The organism is Massilia sp. BAP21, from assembly GCF_057801335.1.
The window spans coordinates 4,263,829-4,277,138 of the sequence record NZ_CM173596.1 but is presented as its reverse complement, the minus strand read 5'-3'; the positions used below and the strand labels follow the sequence as shown (position 1 = coordinate 4,277,138).

The following is a 13,310-nucleotide window of genomic DNA, read 5'->3' as shown; positions in this document are numbered from 1 at the left end:
GCCTGGACTTGCGTTGCCTCGACCTTGTACACCTGCGCGTCCTGGGCCGACTGCGCATTCGATGGCTGCGCATTCACCGGCTGCGCACCTGCCGGCTGCACATTCGATGGCTGCGCATTCACTGGCTGCGCGTTCGCCGCCTGCGCACTCGCTGCCTGGCGTTCGGCCGCGGCCCTGCGGCGTGCGCTGCGCGAACGCTTGTTCTTGCTCTTGCCGGTGCCTTCGGCAGGCGCGGCCTCGGTTTCGGTATCGGCCTGCGGCTCTGGAGCGCGCACGCCGTTGGCCTGCTGGCGCGCCAGTTCCGCCGCTTCCTTGCGGGCGCGGCGCGAACGCTTCGATTTACCGGACGGCTTGGCCTCGACGATGTCGTCGAAGTTCAGCAGCGATGCATTGCCGTTCGCCTGGACCGGCTTGGCATCGCGGCCATTGCCCGCCTTGACCTTGCCCTTGCCCTCGTCGGCACGGGACGGCTGGCGTTCCTGCGCCGGCGCAGCCACGGCGCCTTCGCCGTCGGCCAGCACCAGGTCGATCTTGCGCGCTTCCAGGTCGACCTTGGCCACCTGTACCGTCACGCGGTCGGTCAGGCCGAAGGTCTTGCCGGTGCGCTCGCCGCGCAGCAGGTGGCGCGCTTCGTCGTACTGGAAATAATCCTGGCCCAGGCCGGTGACGTGCACCAGGCCTTCGACGTACAGCTCGTCGAGCTGCACGAAGATGCCGAAGGTGGTTACGCCGGCCACGGTGCCGGTGAAGGACTCGCCCAGCTTGTCTTGCATGAAGTAGCACTTCAGCCAGTTCTCGACGTCGCGCGAAGCTTCGTCGGCACGGCGCTCGTTGGCCGAGCAGTGCACGCCCAGCGCGTCCCAGATGGTCAGGTCTTTTTCGTTCTTCGCCTTGCCTTCAGCCTTGTCTTTCGCGGCCTGCTTGCGGGTGGCGTTCGAGACGGTCGTGTTCAGTTTCGACACGTCCAGGCCCTTCGGCTCGTAGCGCTTGCCCAGCAGGATCGCCTTGATCGCGCGGTGCGTGAGCAGGTCGGGATAGCGGCGGATCGGGCTGGTGAAGTGGGCATAGGCCTCGTAGGCCAGGCCGAAGTGGCCGACATTGTCCGGGCTGTAGACGGCCTGCTGCATCGAGCGCAGCAGCATGGTCTGCAGCAGGGCCGCGTCCGGGCGCTCCTTGATCTCGCGCATGACAGCGGCATAGTCCGAGGCGCTCGGCTTGTTGCCGCCACCGAGGTTCAGGCCGGTCTGCTTGAGGAAGGTGCGCAGCTGGTTCAGCTTTTCCTCTGTCGGCACCGCGTGGATGCGGAAGGTGCCCGGGTGCTTATGGCGGATCAGGAGGTCGGCGGCGCAGACGTTCGCGGCCAGCATGCACTCCTCGATCAGGCGGTGCGCATCGTTGCGGGTGCGCGGGATGATCTTCTCGATCTTGCCCATCGGGTTGCAGACGATGTAGGTCTCGGTCGTCTCGAAATCGATGGCGCCGCGTTCCTGGCGCGCGCCCAGCAGGGCGTGGAAGACCTCGTTCAGGTTCAGCAGGTGCGGCACGATGGCCGGACGCGCTTGCGCTTCCTCGCCTTTCGGATCGGCCAGCACGGCGGCGACCTGGTTATAGGTCAGGCGCGCGGCCGAGTGGATCACGGCCGGGTAGAACTGGTAAGCCGTGACTTCGCCCTTGGCTGTCACGACCATGTCGCAGACCAGGGTCAGGCGGTCGACGGCCGGGTTCAGCGAGCACAGGCCGTTCGACAGCTTCTCCGGCAGCATCGGGATCACGCGGCGCGGGAAGTAGACCGAGGTGCTGCGCTCGATCGCGTCGGCGTCGAGCGAATCGTTCGGTTTCACATAGTGGCTGACGTCGGCGATTGCCACCAGCAGGCGGTAGCCGCGCTCGCGGCCGAGTTTCACCGGTTCGCAATAGACGGCATCGTCGAAGTCGCGCGCGTCTTCGCCGTCGATGGTCACCAAAGGCACGTCGCGCAGGTCGACGCGGTCGACCAGGTCGGGATCGTGCACTTCGTTCGGCAGTTTATTCGCTTGCTTGAGCGCGTTCGGCGAGAACACGTGCGGCACGCCGAACTTGCGCACGGCGATTTCGATTTCCATGCCCGGGTCGTCCAGCTCGCCGAGCACTTCGACGATGCGGCCCGTCGGCTGCTGGAAGCGGGCCGGCTGTTCGATCAATTCCACGCTCACGACCTGGCCGGCTTTCGCCTTGCCCGGTCCGCCGGCAACCAGCACGTCCTGGTTCATGCGCTGGTCTTCGGGCGCGACGATCCAGACGCCGCCTTCGTTCAGCAGGCGGCCGATGATGTGGGTGTTCGCGCGTTCCACGACTTCGACGATGGTGCCTTCCGGACGGCCGCGGCGGTCGAGACCGGTGACTTTCGCCAGCACGCGGTCGCCATGCAGAACCTTCTGCATTTCCTTGTCGTTCAGGAATAGGTCGGGACCCGGCGCGTCGGGGATCACGAAGCCGAAGCCGTCGCGGTGGGCGGCGATGCGGCCGGCGATGAAGTCGCCGCTATCGGCCAGCGCATAGACGCCGTCGTCGCCGGCGGTGATTTGTCCGTCGCGCTGCATGGCGTTCAGGCGGCGGCCCAGAACTTCCTGGGCAGCTGGCTTGACCTTCAGGGCACGCGCGAGAGTGGCCGCGTCGAGTGGGGTACCGGCATCGCGGAAGACGCCGAGGATTTCCTCGCGGCTAGGAATGGTATGAGTAGGTTGCTTCAAATCGGTTTCTTGAATTCTTCTATAGTAGCGCCGGAGCGGCCGGCGCCATGGTTGGATTGACACCTTGACAGGCGTAGTGTAACGGAGGACCGGGTGATTCGCCTAACGAAGCGTGCTGCGTGGCGCTATATAGAGCGAATTGAAACGCGGGCTGATTAGCCAGGGAAATGGGCCGGCACTTTGCCGGTCATTTCGATGCGGTCATTTCGGTGTGCTGCAGGGTCCGTTATGCCCTTGCAGGAGAGTCTTTGACTTTTGCAATCCTTCCGCTATAATCTCGGCTCTCTCGCAACGACACATGTTGAAGCGAAAGAAAAAGAAGGTGCAGGATCAGGAAGTTCTACGTAAGACAGCGAAAGTTGATCTAGCGAAAAATAGGAAAGCCTGATATTGTATCAGCTTCAGCAGTAAAGTAGTAAATGAGCAGCAAGCAGTACAAATGCCCACGTGGCGGAATTGGTAGACGCGCATGGTTCAGGTCCATGTGCCGCGAGGTGTGGGGGTTCGAGTCCCTCCGTGGGCACCAACTACCGGAGTGATCCGCAGAAGTAAGCAGTACCATTGATCGTAGGGTGGGGTCATTGATGCCAGTGGCATCAATTACAAACGTGCCCACGCGGAAGGTTGATCAGTGTTAGCAGTAAAAGAAGCAGTAAACCAGTGCCCACGTGGCGGAATTGGTAGACGCGCATGGTTCAGGTCCATGTGCCGCGAGGTGTGGGGGTTCGAGTCCCTCCGTGGGCACCACTCTACCGGAAGTGTAATCCGCAGCAGTTGCAGTATCGTTGTGTTAGCAGTACCCAGCAGTGCCCACGTGGCGGAATTGGTAGACGCGCATGGTTCAGGTCCATGTGCCGCGAGGTGTGGGGGTTCGAGTCCCTCCGTGGGCACCAAAGGCTTTTCCCGGTTATCCGGTGCAAAACGCCGCAATCCTTATCCAAGGTTTGCGGCGTTTTTCATTTTCTCTCCCCTATTCTCTATTGCGCAGCCAGGTCATCCAGGATCGGGCAATCGGAACGGCTGTCGCCATGGCAGGATGCCGCCAGTTGCTCGAGCGTGCGCCGCATTGCTTCCATTTCCGCGATCTTGCGGTTCAATTCATCGATATGTGCACGCGCCAATGCCCGCACGTCGCTGCTTGCACGTCCCTTGTCCTGCCACAGCGCCAGCAAATCGCGGATCTGGTCGAGCGAAAAGCCAAGTGCGCGGGCGCGATGGATGAATTGCAGCACCTGCACGTCCTGGCTTGCGTACACGCGATACCCGGCATCGGTGCGGCGAGCGGCGCCAATCAGGCCGATCGCTTCGTAATGGCGGATCATCTTGGCCGATACGCCCGAGGCGCGGCCGGCATCGCCGATATTCATGCTGTCCATTCCATTGTTCTCCAGTCGAGCGAAAAGCATACACCTTCCCATCATGGGAAGCACAAGGTGGAATCCGGCGGCCAGGCCTGTGCTATGCTCGGCCTCACATGAAAATTTCATCGTTCGTCTGCGGCTGCCTTGTCGCCGCTGTCTGCGCCAGCGCCCTGGCCAAGCCCGCTCCCTGGTTCCAGTGGCGCAGCAAGACCAACGGTTCGCTGGCCTGTTCGCAAACCCCGCTCGGCCCGGGCTGGGAACGCGCCACCGGTCCGTATCGGGACGCCCGTTGCGAAAAGCTCATCGTTGCTAAATAATAGGCTGCTCGTTCTACAAACTGAGCCAACCATTTGTGCCAGCACGTCGTCCGTCGTTCCATACCTATACCGAGGAGACATTGATGTTCACGAGCCCCGAGCAATTCGCCAGCGCCACAAAGACCCTGTTCGACCTGCAGATGCAGACCTTCGACATGCTTGCCAATAAAACCGTCAAGGGTCTGGAACAGGTCGTCGCGCTGAACATGGCGACCGCCCGCAACACGATGGACCAGACCCTGGCCGCCAGCCGGGACCTGAGCCAGGCGCGCGATGCCCGCGCCGCCTTCGACGCCCTGTCGGCCCGCATGGCGCCGGGCGCCACCGACAGCGCCGAATACCGCGCCCAGCTGAAGACCATCATCGACGAGATGCAGAGCGAGTTCCGGCGCGCGGCCGACGTGCACGTGGCGGAAGCGAAAAGTACGCTATCGGCGCTGATCTACGACGTCACGCAAAACGTGAAGCCGGGTTCCGAGAACGCGGTCGAGATCATCAAGGCCGCGATCGACAATGCCTTCAAGGGCTACGAGCAGGTGACCCAGGCCACGCGCCAGGCCGTGCAGAACGTCGAGGAGCAGATCGCCAAGGCCTCGTCGCTGGTGAATCCCGGCATGGGCAAGGCGGCTGCGCCCAAAGACAAGCCGGCCGAATAAGCCTCGTCCGAAACAAACAGGGCGGCCTCCCGACCGCCCTGCAATAATCTTTCATGGAAGCGCCTTCTATGAAAGATTATTTCATCCCTCCGCGTCCCCTTTCCGCTCGATTCCCAGCAGTTCGTCGACGTGGGACAGTGCCGCCGCATCCTTGACCACCATCTTGAGCCACACGTGCAGCGGCTGTTCGCCCCAGCTGGCCGCCTTGTCGGCCAGGTAGGCGACCGGGCTGTGCGGCTCGGTATGGCGGAAGAACTCGGCCACCGCGCGCAGCTGGGCCAGGGCCTGGGTGCGGCTTTGCAGCGGGCCGGATGCCACCGCGCCCGATGCCGCCGGCGGCAGCGCTGCCGACGCTTGCGCGCCCGCCTGCGCCGCCGATGATGGCGTCGCAGTTGCAGCCGCCTTGCCGGCCGCCGGCGTCACGAAATGGATCAGGTTCTGGAGTGCTGTCCTGGCGCCGCCAAAACTCGGACCATCGTTGCCGAGGCGCGCATCGACCGACTTTTCCAGCTCGTCCAGCATGGCCAGGCAATGCGCGCCGTCGTCCAGCAGGCGTTCGGAAAAGGCTTTCGAGGTGCGGCCGCGCGCTGCCTCGACATCGGCAATCGCGTCGGCCCCATGGGTGCGCGCGGCCTCGATGTCGCGCATCGAAAAGCCGGCGCCTTCGGTCACCGGACATTCGGTCACCAATTGCGGCACACGCGCCGCGATCCAGCTGAGGTTGCCGATGCGCTGCTCGAAACCGTCTTCGTCGGGCAGCGGATATAAACCGTCCCAATAACGTTCGCACAGCGCGCCGATCAGCTGCAGGGCGTCGCCCAGGCCGCGCAGGCCGGCGGTCTTGGCATTCGCCTCGGCCAGCCACACCGCCAGCTGGAGGTCCTTGCTGCGCGTCTCGATCAGCGCCGCGCAGCGTTTCGAGACGAACTTCCAGTCGGCTTCCTTGAGCGTGGTGACCCAGGCGCCCTGCTCCAGCGACGGGTCGTCGGCCTTGCGCGCCTGGGCAATCGCATCGAGCTCCGGCGTGAACGCCAGGCTTTCGCCGCAGGGCGCGGCTTCGCTGACCGGTTTCAGGAGTTGTTCGAGCGTGCTCATGGCCTCTCCTTATGCCGGCTCGATCGTGTACTTGAAGCGCCCGGCCTTGGTGGCGCTCACCTTGATGCGCGCGATCGCCCCGCCCTCGGCCATGCGCGCCAGCACGGTGTCGGCGATCTCGGGCAGCAGGGTGCCGTTCAGGATGGTGTCGACATTGCGCGCGCCGGAATCGACCTCGGTGCAACGCGCCAGCACCGCGTTCACCAGCGCATCGTCGTACTCGAATCTGGCCTGGTGGTTGTCGCGCACGCGCTTGGCGATGCGGTTCAGCTTCAGGCGGATGATGTTGGCCAGCACCTCGTCACCGATCGGATAGAAGGGCACGGTCGTCAGGCGGCCCAGGAAAGCCGGCTTGAACTGCTTCATCAACTGCGGGCGGATCAGTTCCGCGAGCTGCTCGGGCTTCGGCATCTCGGCCGCGCTCTTGTTCAGGCAGGCGCCCATCATCGTGCTCGATGCCGTATTCGAGGTCAGGATGATGATGGTGTTGCGGAAGTCGATTTGCCGCCCTTCGGCATCGTCCAGCACACCCTTGTCGAAGACCTGGAAGAAGAGTTCGAGCACGTCCGGATGCGCCTTTTCCACCTCGTCGAGCAGCACCACGCTGTAGGGATTGCGGCGCACGGCCTCGGTCAGCACGCCGCCTTCGCCGTAGCCGACGTAGCCCGGCGGCGAACCCTTCAGCCCCGAGACGCTGTGCGCCTCCTGGTATTCGCTCATGTTAATGGTGACGAGTTTGCGCTCGCCGCCGTACAGCAGATCGGCCAGCGCCAGCGCGGTTTCCGTCTTGCCCACGCCCGAGGTGCCAACGAACAGGAACACGCCTTTCGGCTTGTTCGGGTCGTCCAGGTTTGCGCGCGCGGTGCGCACCCGCTGCGCCACCACGCCGATCGCATGCGACTGGCCGAGGATGCGCTCTTCCAGCAGCGGCTGCAGCTGCAGCACGGTCTTGATCTCGTCCTTCACCATGCGCCCGAGCGGGATGCCGGTCCAGCTGGCGACGATGGCCGCCACGGTATTCCCATCGACCTGGACCGGCACCAGCGGCGCTTCGCCCTGCAGCGTGTGCAGCTGTTCCATCATGCTTTTCAAGGCCGGACCGTCGCCGCGCCCGGCCTCGAGTTCGCCGCGCATCGCCGCGATCTCGTCGGCTAGCGTGCGCTCGCGTTCCCAGCGTGCCTGCAGGCGTTCCTGCTCGGCGGCCTGCAGCGCGCGTTCGTCGCGCAGCTGGGCCAGCATTGCGCCATGGTCGAGGCCCGCGCTTTGTTCACGGCCCAGCGCCGCGGCCTGGGCGTCGAGCTGCTCGATGGCGCGGGTGCAGGTTTCCAGCAGCGCCGGCGTGGCGCTCTGGCCCAGCGCGACCTTGGCGCACGCCGTATCCAGCACGCTGATCGCCTTGTCGGGCAGCTGGCGCCCGCTGATGTAGCGGTGCGACAGGCGCACGGCTTCCGAAATCGCCTCGTCGAACACGCGCACCTTGAAATGCTTTTCCATCAGCGGCGCCATCGCGCGTAGCATGGCGCAGGCGGTGGCTTCGTCGGGTTCCTCGACCTTGATTACCTGGAAGCGCCGCGCCAGCGCCGCGTCCTTCTCGAAGTATTTTTTATATTCGCTCCAGGTCGCCGCCGCGATGGTGCGCAGTTCGCCGCGCGCCAGGGCCGGTTTCAGCAAATTCGCCGCATCGTTCTGGCCGGCCGTGCCGCCGGCGCCGATCATCGTATGCGCTTCGTCGATGAAGAGGATGATCGCGTGCGGGCTCTTTTTCACTTCGTCGATCACGTTCTTCAGGCGGTTCTCGAACTCGCCCTTGACGCTGGCGCCGGCCTGCAGCAGGCCCATGTCCAGCGTGTGGATCTCGACCCCGCGCAGCACTTCCGGCACGTCGCCCTGGGCAATGCGCAGCGCCAGCCCTTCGACCACGGCGGTCTTGCCGACGCCGGCCTCGCCAGTGAGAATGGGGTTGTTCTGGCGCCGCCGCATCAGGATGTCGATGGCCTGGCGGATCTCGGGGTCGCGCCCGATCACCGGATCGACCTTGCCGCCCCGCGCGCGTTCAGTCAGGCAAGTGGTGAACTGGTCCAGCGCCGGCGTCTTGCCGGGCGCTTGCGCTTCGAGTTCGCCGACCGGGTCGCCGCCCGCCATCGCCGGTGCGCCGGATGCGGCCGTCGCTTCGCTCGAGCCGCGCGTGAGCTTGTCGAAGTCGTGCTTCAGGCGGTCGAGCGGAAACTCGGCGAACAGGGGCGAGCCGCGCCGCGCCAGCTGGGCCAGGCCCGGCTCGGTGAGCAGGGCCAGCAGCAGGTGGCCGCTGCGGATCATGTTCGGCTGGCCGTTGCCGAGCGAGGCGATCAGCCAGGCGTGCTCGAACAGCATCGGCAGGTGTTTCGAGAACACCGGCGTGCGTGCGCTGCCGGTGGCAAAGCGCGCCACCTCGCGCCGCAGATCGTTTTCTAGTGCGGTGAGACTGATGCCGCAGGCGCGCGCCGCCACCACGAAGTCGCAGTCGGGCTGTTCGAGCAGCGCCAGGAACACGTGCTCGACGTCGACTTCGTACTGGCCCAGCCCGACGCAGATGTTGGCGGCGCGCGTGGCCGCGGTGCGCGAGGCGTCGTTCAGTTTGCCGATCAGGGTCTTGAGGTTGATGTCCATGGATGTCGGGTCCTTGATATCGATAGAGGAAACTAGCGTGGACGCGCCGTGCGCCGCACCACGTAATGCAGCGACGATGGCTGCAGCACCGCGCTGAAATTCACCGCGTCGCCGCTATCGAGCAGAGCGAGGCGCGCGTGGATGACGAAGTCGAGCCGGTTGACGCTGCCGGCCAGCGGCACCAGGCTGGCGCTGACTTCCTTCAGTCGCGGCTCATGGGTCTCGATGGCGGACTTGATGCTGGCGCAGATCGCGGCGCGGTCTTCCGCACTCGTGAGGCAGAAGGCGGCGAAGTCGAGCAGGCCGTAGTTCAGGATCGAGGCCCCGGCCAGCGGGTGGCCGGCAAAGGCGCTGGCGGGCAGCGCCACGCGGGTATTGAGCAGCGCTTCGAGGTCGCGCGCCACCAGGTCCTTGATCTGCTCGACCGACAGCTGGGCGCTACCTTCCGCGCGCTCGTCCATCAGGCGATCCAGCACGCCGGGGATGAAACCGCTCATGTCGAACCTTGATGGAAAAGACGGACCGGCAGGACGCCGGCCCGTGTGCCGCAAACAGCGGAGTTGCCCGCGCAGGTCAGACGACCTTGTTGGTCGCCAGGTCCCAGCCGCCCGAGGTATTGCCGCCGGCGCCGCCGGTCACCTTTTGCTGGGTGTACTTCCACTTGATCTTCGAGAACTTCAGGCCGACCTTCTCCTGGATGATCGCGCCCTCTTCCACCTTCGGCTTGATGGCGCCGATCAGCACGTTCTCGAGTTCGATCTCGAAATACTTGATGCGGTCGCCCTGGCCGTCGGCGCGCATGAATTCGAGCTTGGCTTTCGGGATCGTCTTGCCGGCGGAGCAGGTTTGCAGCAGGATCGGCGAGGCCAGGTCGGCCAGCTTGTCGATCACGACTTCCTCGTGCTCGCAGCGTTCGGCGGTGTGGCCGCCGCCGGTGGACGCGGTGGCCGAGCGCGGTTGCTTCACGCCCCAGGTCACCGAGGTGCACTCGATCCAGTCCTTGTGCTTGTCGTCCATCGACTCGCCCTTGATGCCGTCGATCTGCAGGTACACGTCAATTGCCATTTTTGTTTACTCCAGTTTTCAGGTTGATGGTGGATCAGCTTTTGGTCGACTGCGGCAACTCCGCGACCAGTCGGAGAGAAACGGAGAGTTCGTCGAGCTGGAAGTGCGGACGCAGGAAGGACACGGCGCGGTAGCAACCCGGCCGGCCCGGCACTTCCGACACCTGCACGCTCGCTTCGCGCAGCGGGAACTGCGCCTTTTGTTCCTGGCTGGCGTTGTCGTCGAGGAGCACGTACTGCGTCAGCCAGCGGTTCAGGTAATCCTCGACGTTCGAGGCGGCGGCGAAGCTGCCGATCTTGTCGCGCATCATGGACTTCATGTAGTGGGCGATGCGCGAAACGGCAAAGATGTACTGCAGTTGCGACGACAGCATGGCGTTGGCATTCGCCGCCTCGTTGTTGTACTTCTTCGCCTTTTGCGCCGACTGGGCGCCGAAGAAGGCCGCGTACGAGGTGTTCTTGCAGTGGACCAGCGAGATGAAGCCCAGGTCCGACAGCTCCTTTTCGCGGCGGTCGGTGATCGCCACTTCGGTCGGGCATTTCAGGGCGACCTCGCCTTCGTCGGTTTTAAATGTATGGGTCGGCAGGTTCTCCACCAGGCCGCCGCCCTCGACGCCGCGGATCGCCGCGCACCAGCCATAGTCCTCGAAGGCGCGCGTCAGTTTCGCGGCAAAGGCGTACGAGGCGTTACACCACAGGTACTTGTTGTGGTCGGTGCCGTCGACGTCTTCCACGTAATTGAAGCCTTCGGTGGTCTGGCCGTCGACCGGGTTGAAAGGCAGGCGGCCGAGGAAGCGCGGCAGGGTCAGGCCGACGTAGCGCGAATCCTCGGACTCGCGGAACGCCTTCCATTTCGCGTATTCGACGGTATCGAAGACCTTGGCCAAATCGCGCGGTTTGCCCAGGTCGCCGAAGCTCTCGACGCCGAACATGTCGGGCGCGGCCGATGCGATGAAGGGCGCGTGCGCAGCGGCGGCCACGTGCGACATCTGCTCGAGGAAGTACATGTCCTCGGGCTGGCGGCTCATCTCGAAGTCGCCGATCAGGGCGCCGTAGGGCGCGCCACCGAAGGTGCCGAATTCTTCCTCGTAGATCTTCTTGAAGAGCGAGCTCTGGTCGAATTCGAGGGCGGCCTGGAAGTCCTTTACCAGTTCGCGCTTGCTGGCGTTGAGCATGCGGATCTGCAGGCCGGCGCTGGTGGACGAATTCTTGACCAGGTATTGCAGGCCGGTCCAGCTGCGCTCGAGCTTCTGGAATTCGGGCGCGTGCATGATGGCGGACAGCTGGCTCGAGATCATGCGGTCCAGCTCCGCCAGGCGCGCATCGATCATGGCCGACAGATTGTTCGACACGACCATGGTGCCCGACATCACCTGGGTCACCAGCTCCGAGATCAGGTCGCGCGCGCGCGCATGTTCGCTGCTTGACGAGGCCACGCGGCTCTGCTCGACGATCTGGTCGAGCAGCGAGTTGTCCAGCTCCACCGCCGCCGGCTTGCTTGCCTGTTCGAGGATCGCGGCCATTTATTTGTCCTCCGTCTTGCGCAGGCTGTCGAGTTTTTCGGTATTGCCCAGCACTTCGCTCAGGATGTCGTCGAGCTTGTCGTTCCCGGCCAGCTTGTTGCGCAAATCGGCCAGCTTGGTGCGCGCTTCCAGCAGGCCCTTCAAAGGCGCGACCTGCTGCACCACGGCTTCGGGGCGGAAGTCGGCCATCTCGCGGAACTGCAGCTGCACGCCGAACTGACCGCCTTCCTCGCTCAGGTGGTTCTCGACGCGGAACTGGGTGGCCGGGGCCACCGCACCCAGCACTTCGTCGAAGTTGCCGGCGTCGACGTTCACGAACTTGCGGTCCTTGATGCGCTTCTTCTCGGCCTCGGGGTCGGCGCCGAAATCGCCGATCACGCCGACCACGAAGGGCAGCTCCTTGTTTTCGATGGCGTCGCCGATCTCGACGTCATAGGTCATCTGCACGCGCGGCGCACGCACCTTTTGCAGGCGTTTCTGCACGCTTTCATTTTTTGACATGTCGACTCCAGGGCGGGGAAGACGGACCGGCGCGGGCCGGTCCACGGGGATTTACTTGAGTGCGCCGAACGGGTCGCTCGATGAGGAGGCGGTGGCGGTCTTCGCCGGGCCGGACGCGGGTGTCGGCTTCGTCGTCCTGGTCGGGGTCTTTGCCTTGCCGCCACCGGGCACCAGCACCTCCTCGCCCAGGCTGGCGCGCAGCAGCTTGGCCAGGCCTTCCGCCTCCGACTTGACGTCGCCATTGAGCTTGCTCTTGCGCGTCAGCTCACCCAGCGCCTTGCTGCTCACGCGCAGGCCGCTGACGGCGGCGATGCTGTTGGCAAGCAGGTCGTCGGGGTCGCGCTCCAGCGCCTCCTGCGCATGGGTGATCGCCTCGCCGTAGTCGTTGGCGTCGAAGCGCATCTGGGCCATGCGCACCAGCGGCGTCTTGTCGGTCGGGAAGGCCAGGCTGGCGGTCTTCAACAGGGCGAATGCCTTGTCGCGCTGGCCGGCGGCGACGGCGGCGTCGGCTTCGGCGACGGCGGCGGCCACCGTGGCCGGCTTGGCCGTGCTGCCGCCGCCAGGGCTGGCGCAGGCCGCCAGCAAGGCAGCGCAGGCGACAGCCGGAATCAGTCGTTTCAACATCATCTCGTTCTCCAGTACGTTGAACCAGCCGCCATTATTCGGGAAGCGATTTCGCAAGAGTTGCGCCGAGTCAACTAGCGGTCGCTTCTGTGGCGCCGCGCATTAAGTCGCCACTGCTTGCGCTGCCGCAGCCGCCCTGCACGGCGCTGCTGTTAAATGAGCGATGGTTTTATTTACGAAAGGCAAGACCGTCATGCGCTTTCTTCCCTGCCTGATCTGCTTCCCGCTGCTCGCTGGCTGCGGCGGCCTGTCTGCCATCACCGGCAAGGCGCCCGAGTTGCCCGAGTCACAAAAGCCGCCGCGCGAAATCGCGATCCGCCTGCATGCCGCGCCCAGGCTGAACGCCGATGCCAAGGGGCGTGCGCTGGCCCTGGTGGCGCGGGTGTACAAGCTGCGCCAGAACGCCGCTTTCGAGGCCGCGCCCTACTCTGCCTTCCTGACGCCGGGCGCGGAAAAGGAAGCCTTCGGCGCCGACCTGGTAGAAGTCAAGGACGTGACCCTGGTGCCTGGCCAGCGTTACGAGACCGTGGAGAAAGTGCCGCGCGAAGCGGGCTATGTGGGCGTGGTGGCGCTGTTCCATGCCCCGGCGCCCGGGCGCTGGCGGCTCGCCTTTCCCGCGCCGGAAGCCGAAAAAGCGGGACTGACGCTGGGCCTGCATGCCTGCGCGCTGTCGGCCGGCGCCGGCGCCAAACCCACGGTTTCAGATGTCAAGCCCCTCGGCTCTGCGCGGTGTCAATAAGTTTGGTCGGCATTCGATCAAGCTCAACATTTTCCTGGTTCAACTTTCTCGATTC

At 64.7% G+C, this 13,310-nt stretch carries 11 protein-coding genes, 3 tRNA genes and 1 pseudogene; 6 read left to right on the top strand and 9 right to left on the bottom strand.

The features are described from left to right. Nucleotides 1-302: 302 nt before the first annotated feature. Nucleotides 303-2,729 (bottom strand): annotated as a pseudogene (gene rnr, locus ACWYRN_RS19000) (ribonuclease R); the annotation flags it as partial. 441 nt (nt 2,730-3,170) lie between these two features. Between rnr and ACWYRN_RS18995 the strand changes: the two are divergent. From ACWYRN_RS18995 to ACWYRN_RS18985, 3 genes are all read left to right on the top strand, one after another. Beyond that, a tRNA-Leu gene (locus ACWYRN_RS18995) sits at nt 3,171-3,255 on the top strand. 136 nt (nt 3,256-3,391) lie between these two features. Then, a tRNA-Leu gene (locus ACWYRN_RS18990) sits at nt 3,392-3,476 on the top strand. A gap of 61 nt (nt 3,477-3,537) precedes the next feature. Continuing rightward, nucleotides 3,538-3,622, top strand: a tRNA-Leu gene (locus ACWYRN_RS18985). 84 nt (nt 3,623-3,706) lie between these two features. Here ACWYRN_RS18985 and cueR read toward each other — a convergent pair. Further along, nucleotides 3,707-4,096, bottom strand: coding sequence for a Cu(I)-responsive transcriptional regulator (gene cueR / locus ACWYRN_RS18980; RefSeq protein WP_488692845.1), 390 nt, complete (start codon nt 4,094-4,096; stop codon nt 3,707-3,709). Nucleotides 4,097-4,203: 107 nt separating this feature from the next. Here cueR and ACWYRN_RS18975 point away from each other — a divergent pair, with 107 nt between their 5' ends. Both ACWYRN_RS18975 and phaP read left to right on the top strand, forming a co-directional pair. Continuing rightward, entirely contained in the window at nt 4,204-4,407 is a 204-nt protein-coding gene (locus ACWYRN_RS18975; protein ID WP_488689170.1) for a hypothetical protein, read from the top strand. 83 nt (nt 4,408-4,490) lie between these two features. Then, a complete protein-coding gene (gene phaP, locus ACWYRN_RS18970; protein WP_488689168.1) occupies nt 4,491-5,063 on the top strand; it encodes a TIGR01841 family phasin in 573 nt (190 codons plus the stop codon). 81 nt (nt 5,064-5,144) lie between these two features. Here the strand turns inward: phaP and tssA are convergent, their stop codons facing one another. The 7 genes from tssA to ACWYRN_RS18935 form a co-directional block, all read right to left on the bottom strand. Then, the gene (tssA, locus tag ACWYRN_RS18965; protein WP_488689166.1) at nt 5,145-6,158 is read right to left on the bottom strand and encodes a type VI secretion system protein TssA; all 1,014 of its coding nucleotides are present in this window, start codon (nt 6,156-6,158) and stop codon (nt 5,145-5,147) included. Nucleotides 6,159-6,167: 9 nt separating this feature from the next. Continuing rightward, nucleotides 6,168-8,804 carry a type VI secretion system ATPase TssH gene (tssH, locus tag ACWYRN_RS18960; protein ID WP_488689164.1) on the bottom strand — a complete coding sequence of 879 codons (2,637 nt, stop codon included), beginning with the start codon at nt 8,802-8,804 and terminating at the stop codon, nt 6,168-6,170. 32 nt (nt 8,805-8,836) lie between these two features. Then, on the bottom strand, nt 8,837-9,301 hold the full coding sequence (gene tssE, locus ACWYRN_RS18955; RefSeq protein WP_488689162.1) for a type VI secretion system baseplate subunit TssE: 465 nt from the start codon (nt 9,299-9,301) through the stop codon (nt 8,837-8,839). A gap of 76 nt (nt 9,302-9,377) precedes the next feature. Beyond that, on the bottom strand, nt 9,378-9,869 hold the full coding sequence (locus ACWYRN_RS18950; protein WP_229435151.1) for an Hcp family type VI secretion system effector: 492 nt from the start codon (nt 9,867-9,869) through the stop codon (nt 9,378-9,380). A gap of 34 nt (nt 9,870-9,903) precedes the next feature. Next, on the bottom strand, nt 9,904-11,391 hold the full coding sequence (gene tssC, locus ACWYRN_RS18945) for a type VI secretion system contractile sheath large subunit (protein WP_488689160.1): 1,488 nt from the start codon (nt 11,389-11,391) through the stop codon (nt 9,904-9,906). Beyond that, nucleotides 11,392-11,892 (bottom strand): type VI secretion system contractile sheath small subunit, encoded by a 501-nt coding sequence (gene tssB / locus ACWYRN_RS18940; RefSeq protein WP_229435147.1) that lies wholly within the window; start codon nt 11,890-11,892, stop codon nt 11,392-11,394. Nucleotides 11,893-11,943: 51 nt separating this feature from the next. Then, nucleotides 11,944-12,519: a hypothetical protein gene (locus ACWYRN_RS18935; protein WP_488689157.1), complete on the bottom strand. Its 576-nt coding sequence runs from the start codon at nt 12,517-12,519 to the stop codon at nt 11,944-11,946. A gap of 190 nt (nt 12,520-12,709) precedes the next feature. Between ACWYRN_RS18935 and tssJ the strand changes: the two genes are divergently transcribed. Next, nucleotides 12,710-13,255: a type VI secretion system lipoprotein TssJ gene (gene tssJ, locus ACWYRN_RS18930; protein WP_488689155.1), complete on the top strand. Its 546-nt coding sequence runs from the start codon at nt 12,710-12,712 to the stop codon at nt 13,253-13,255. Nucleotides 13,256-13,310: the final 55 nt, after the last annotated feature.

Coding starts and splice junctions, on each gene's coding strand:
- ACWYRN_RS18935 (WP_488689157.1), bottom strand. CDS start 12,519: ATGATGTTGAAACGACTGATTCCGGCTGTCGCCTGCGCTGCCTTGCTG.
- ACWYRN_RS18950 (WP_229435151.1), bottom strand. CDS start 9,869: ATGGCAATTGACGTGTACCTGCAGATCGACGGCATCAAGGGCGAGTCG.
- tssA (WP_488689166.1), bottom strand. CDS start 6,158: ATGAGCACGCTCGAACAACTCCTGAAACCGGTCAGCGAAGCCGCGCCC.
- cueR (WP_488692845.1), bottom strand. CDS start 4,096: ATGAATATCGGCGATGCCGGCCGCGCCTCGGGCGTATCGGCCAAGATG.
- tssH (WP_488689164.1), bottom strand. CDS start 8,804: ATGGACATCAACCTCAAGACCCTGATCGGCAAACTGAACGACGCCTCG.
- phaP (WP_488689168.1), top strand. CDS start 4,491: ATGTTCACGAGCCCCGAGCAATTCGCCAGCGCCACAAAGACCCTGTTC.
- tssB (WP_229435147.1), bottom strand. CDS start 11,892: ATGTCAAAAAATGAAAGCGTGCAGAAACGCCTGCAAAAGGTGCGTGCG.
- tssE (WP_488689162.1), bottom strand. CDS start 9,301: ATGAGCGGTTTCATCCCCGGCGTGCTGGATCGCCTGATGGACGAGCGC.
- ACWYRN_RS18975 (WP_488689170.1), top strand. CDS start 4,204: ATGAAAATTTCATCGTTCGTCTGCGGCTGCCTTGTCGCCGCTGTCTGC.
- tssJ (WP_488689155.1), top strand. CDS start 12,710: ATGCGCTTTCTTCCCTGCCTGATCTGCTTCCCGCTGCTCGCTGGCTGC.
- tssC (WP_488689160.1), bottom strand. CDS start 11,391: ATGGCCGCGATCCTCGAACAGGCAAGCAAGCCGGCGGCGGTGGAGCTG.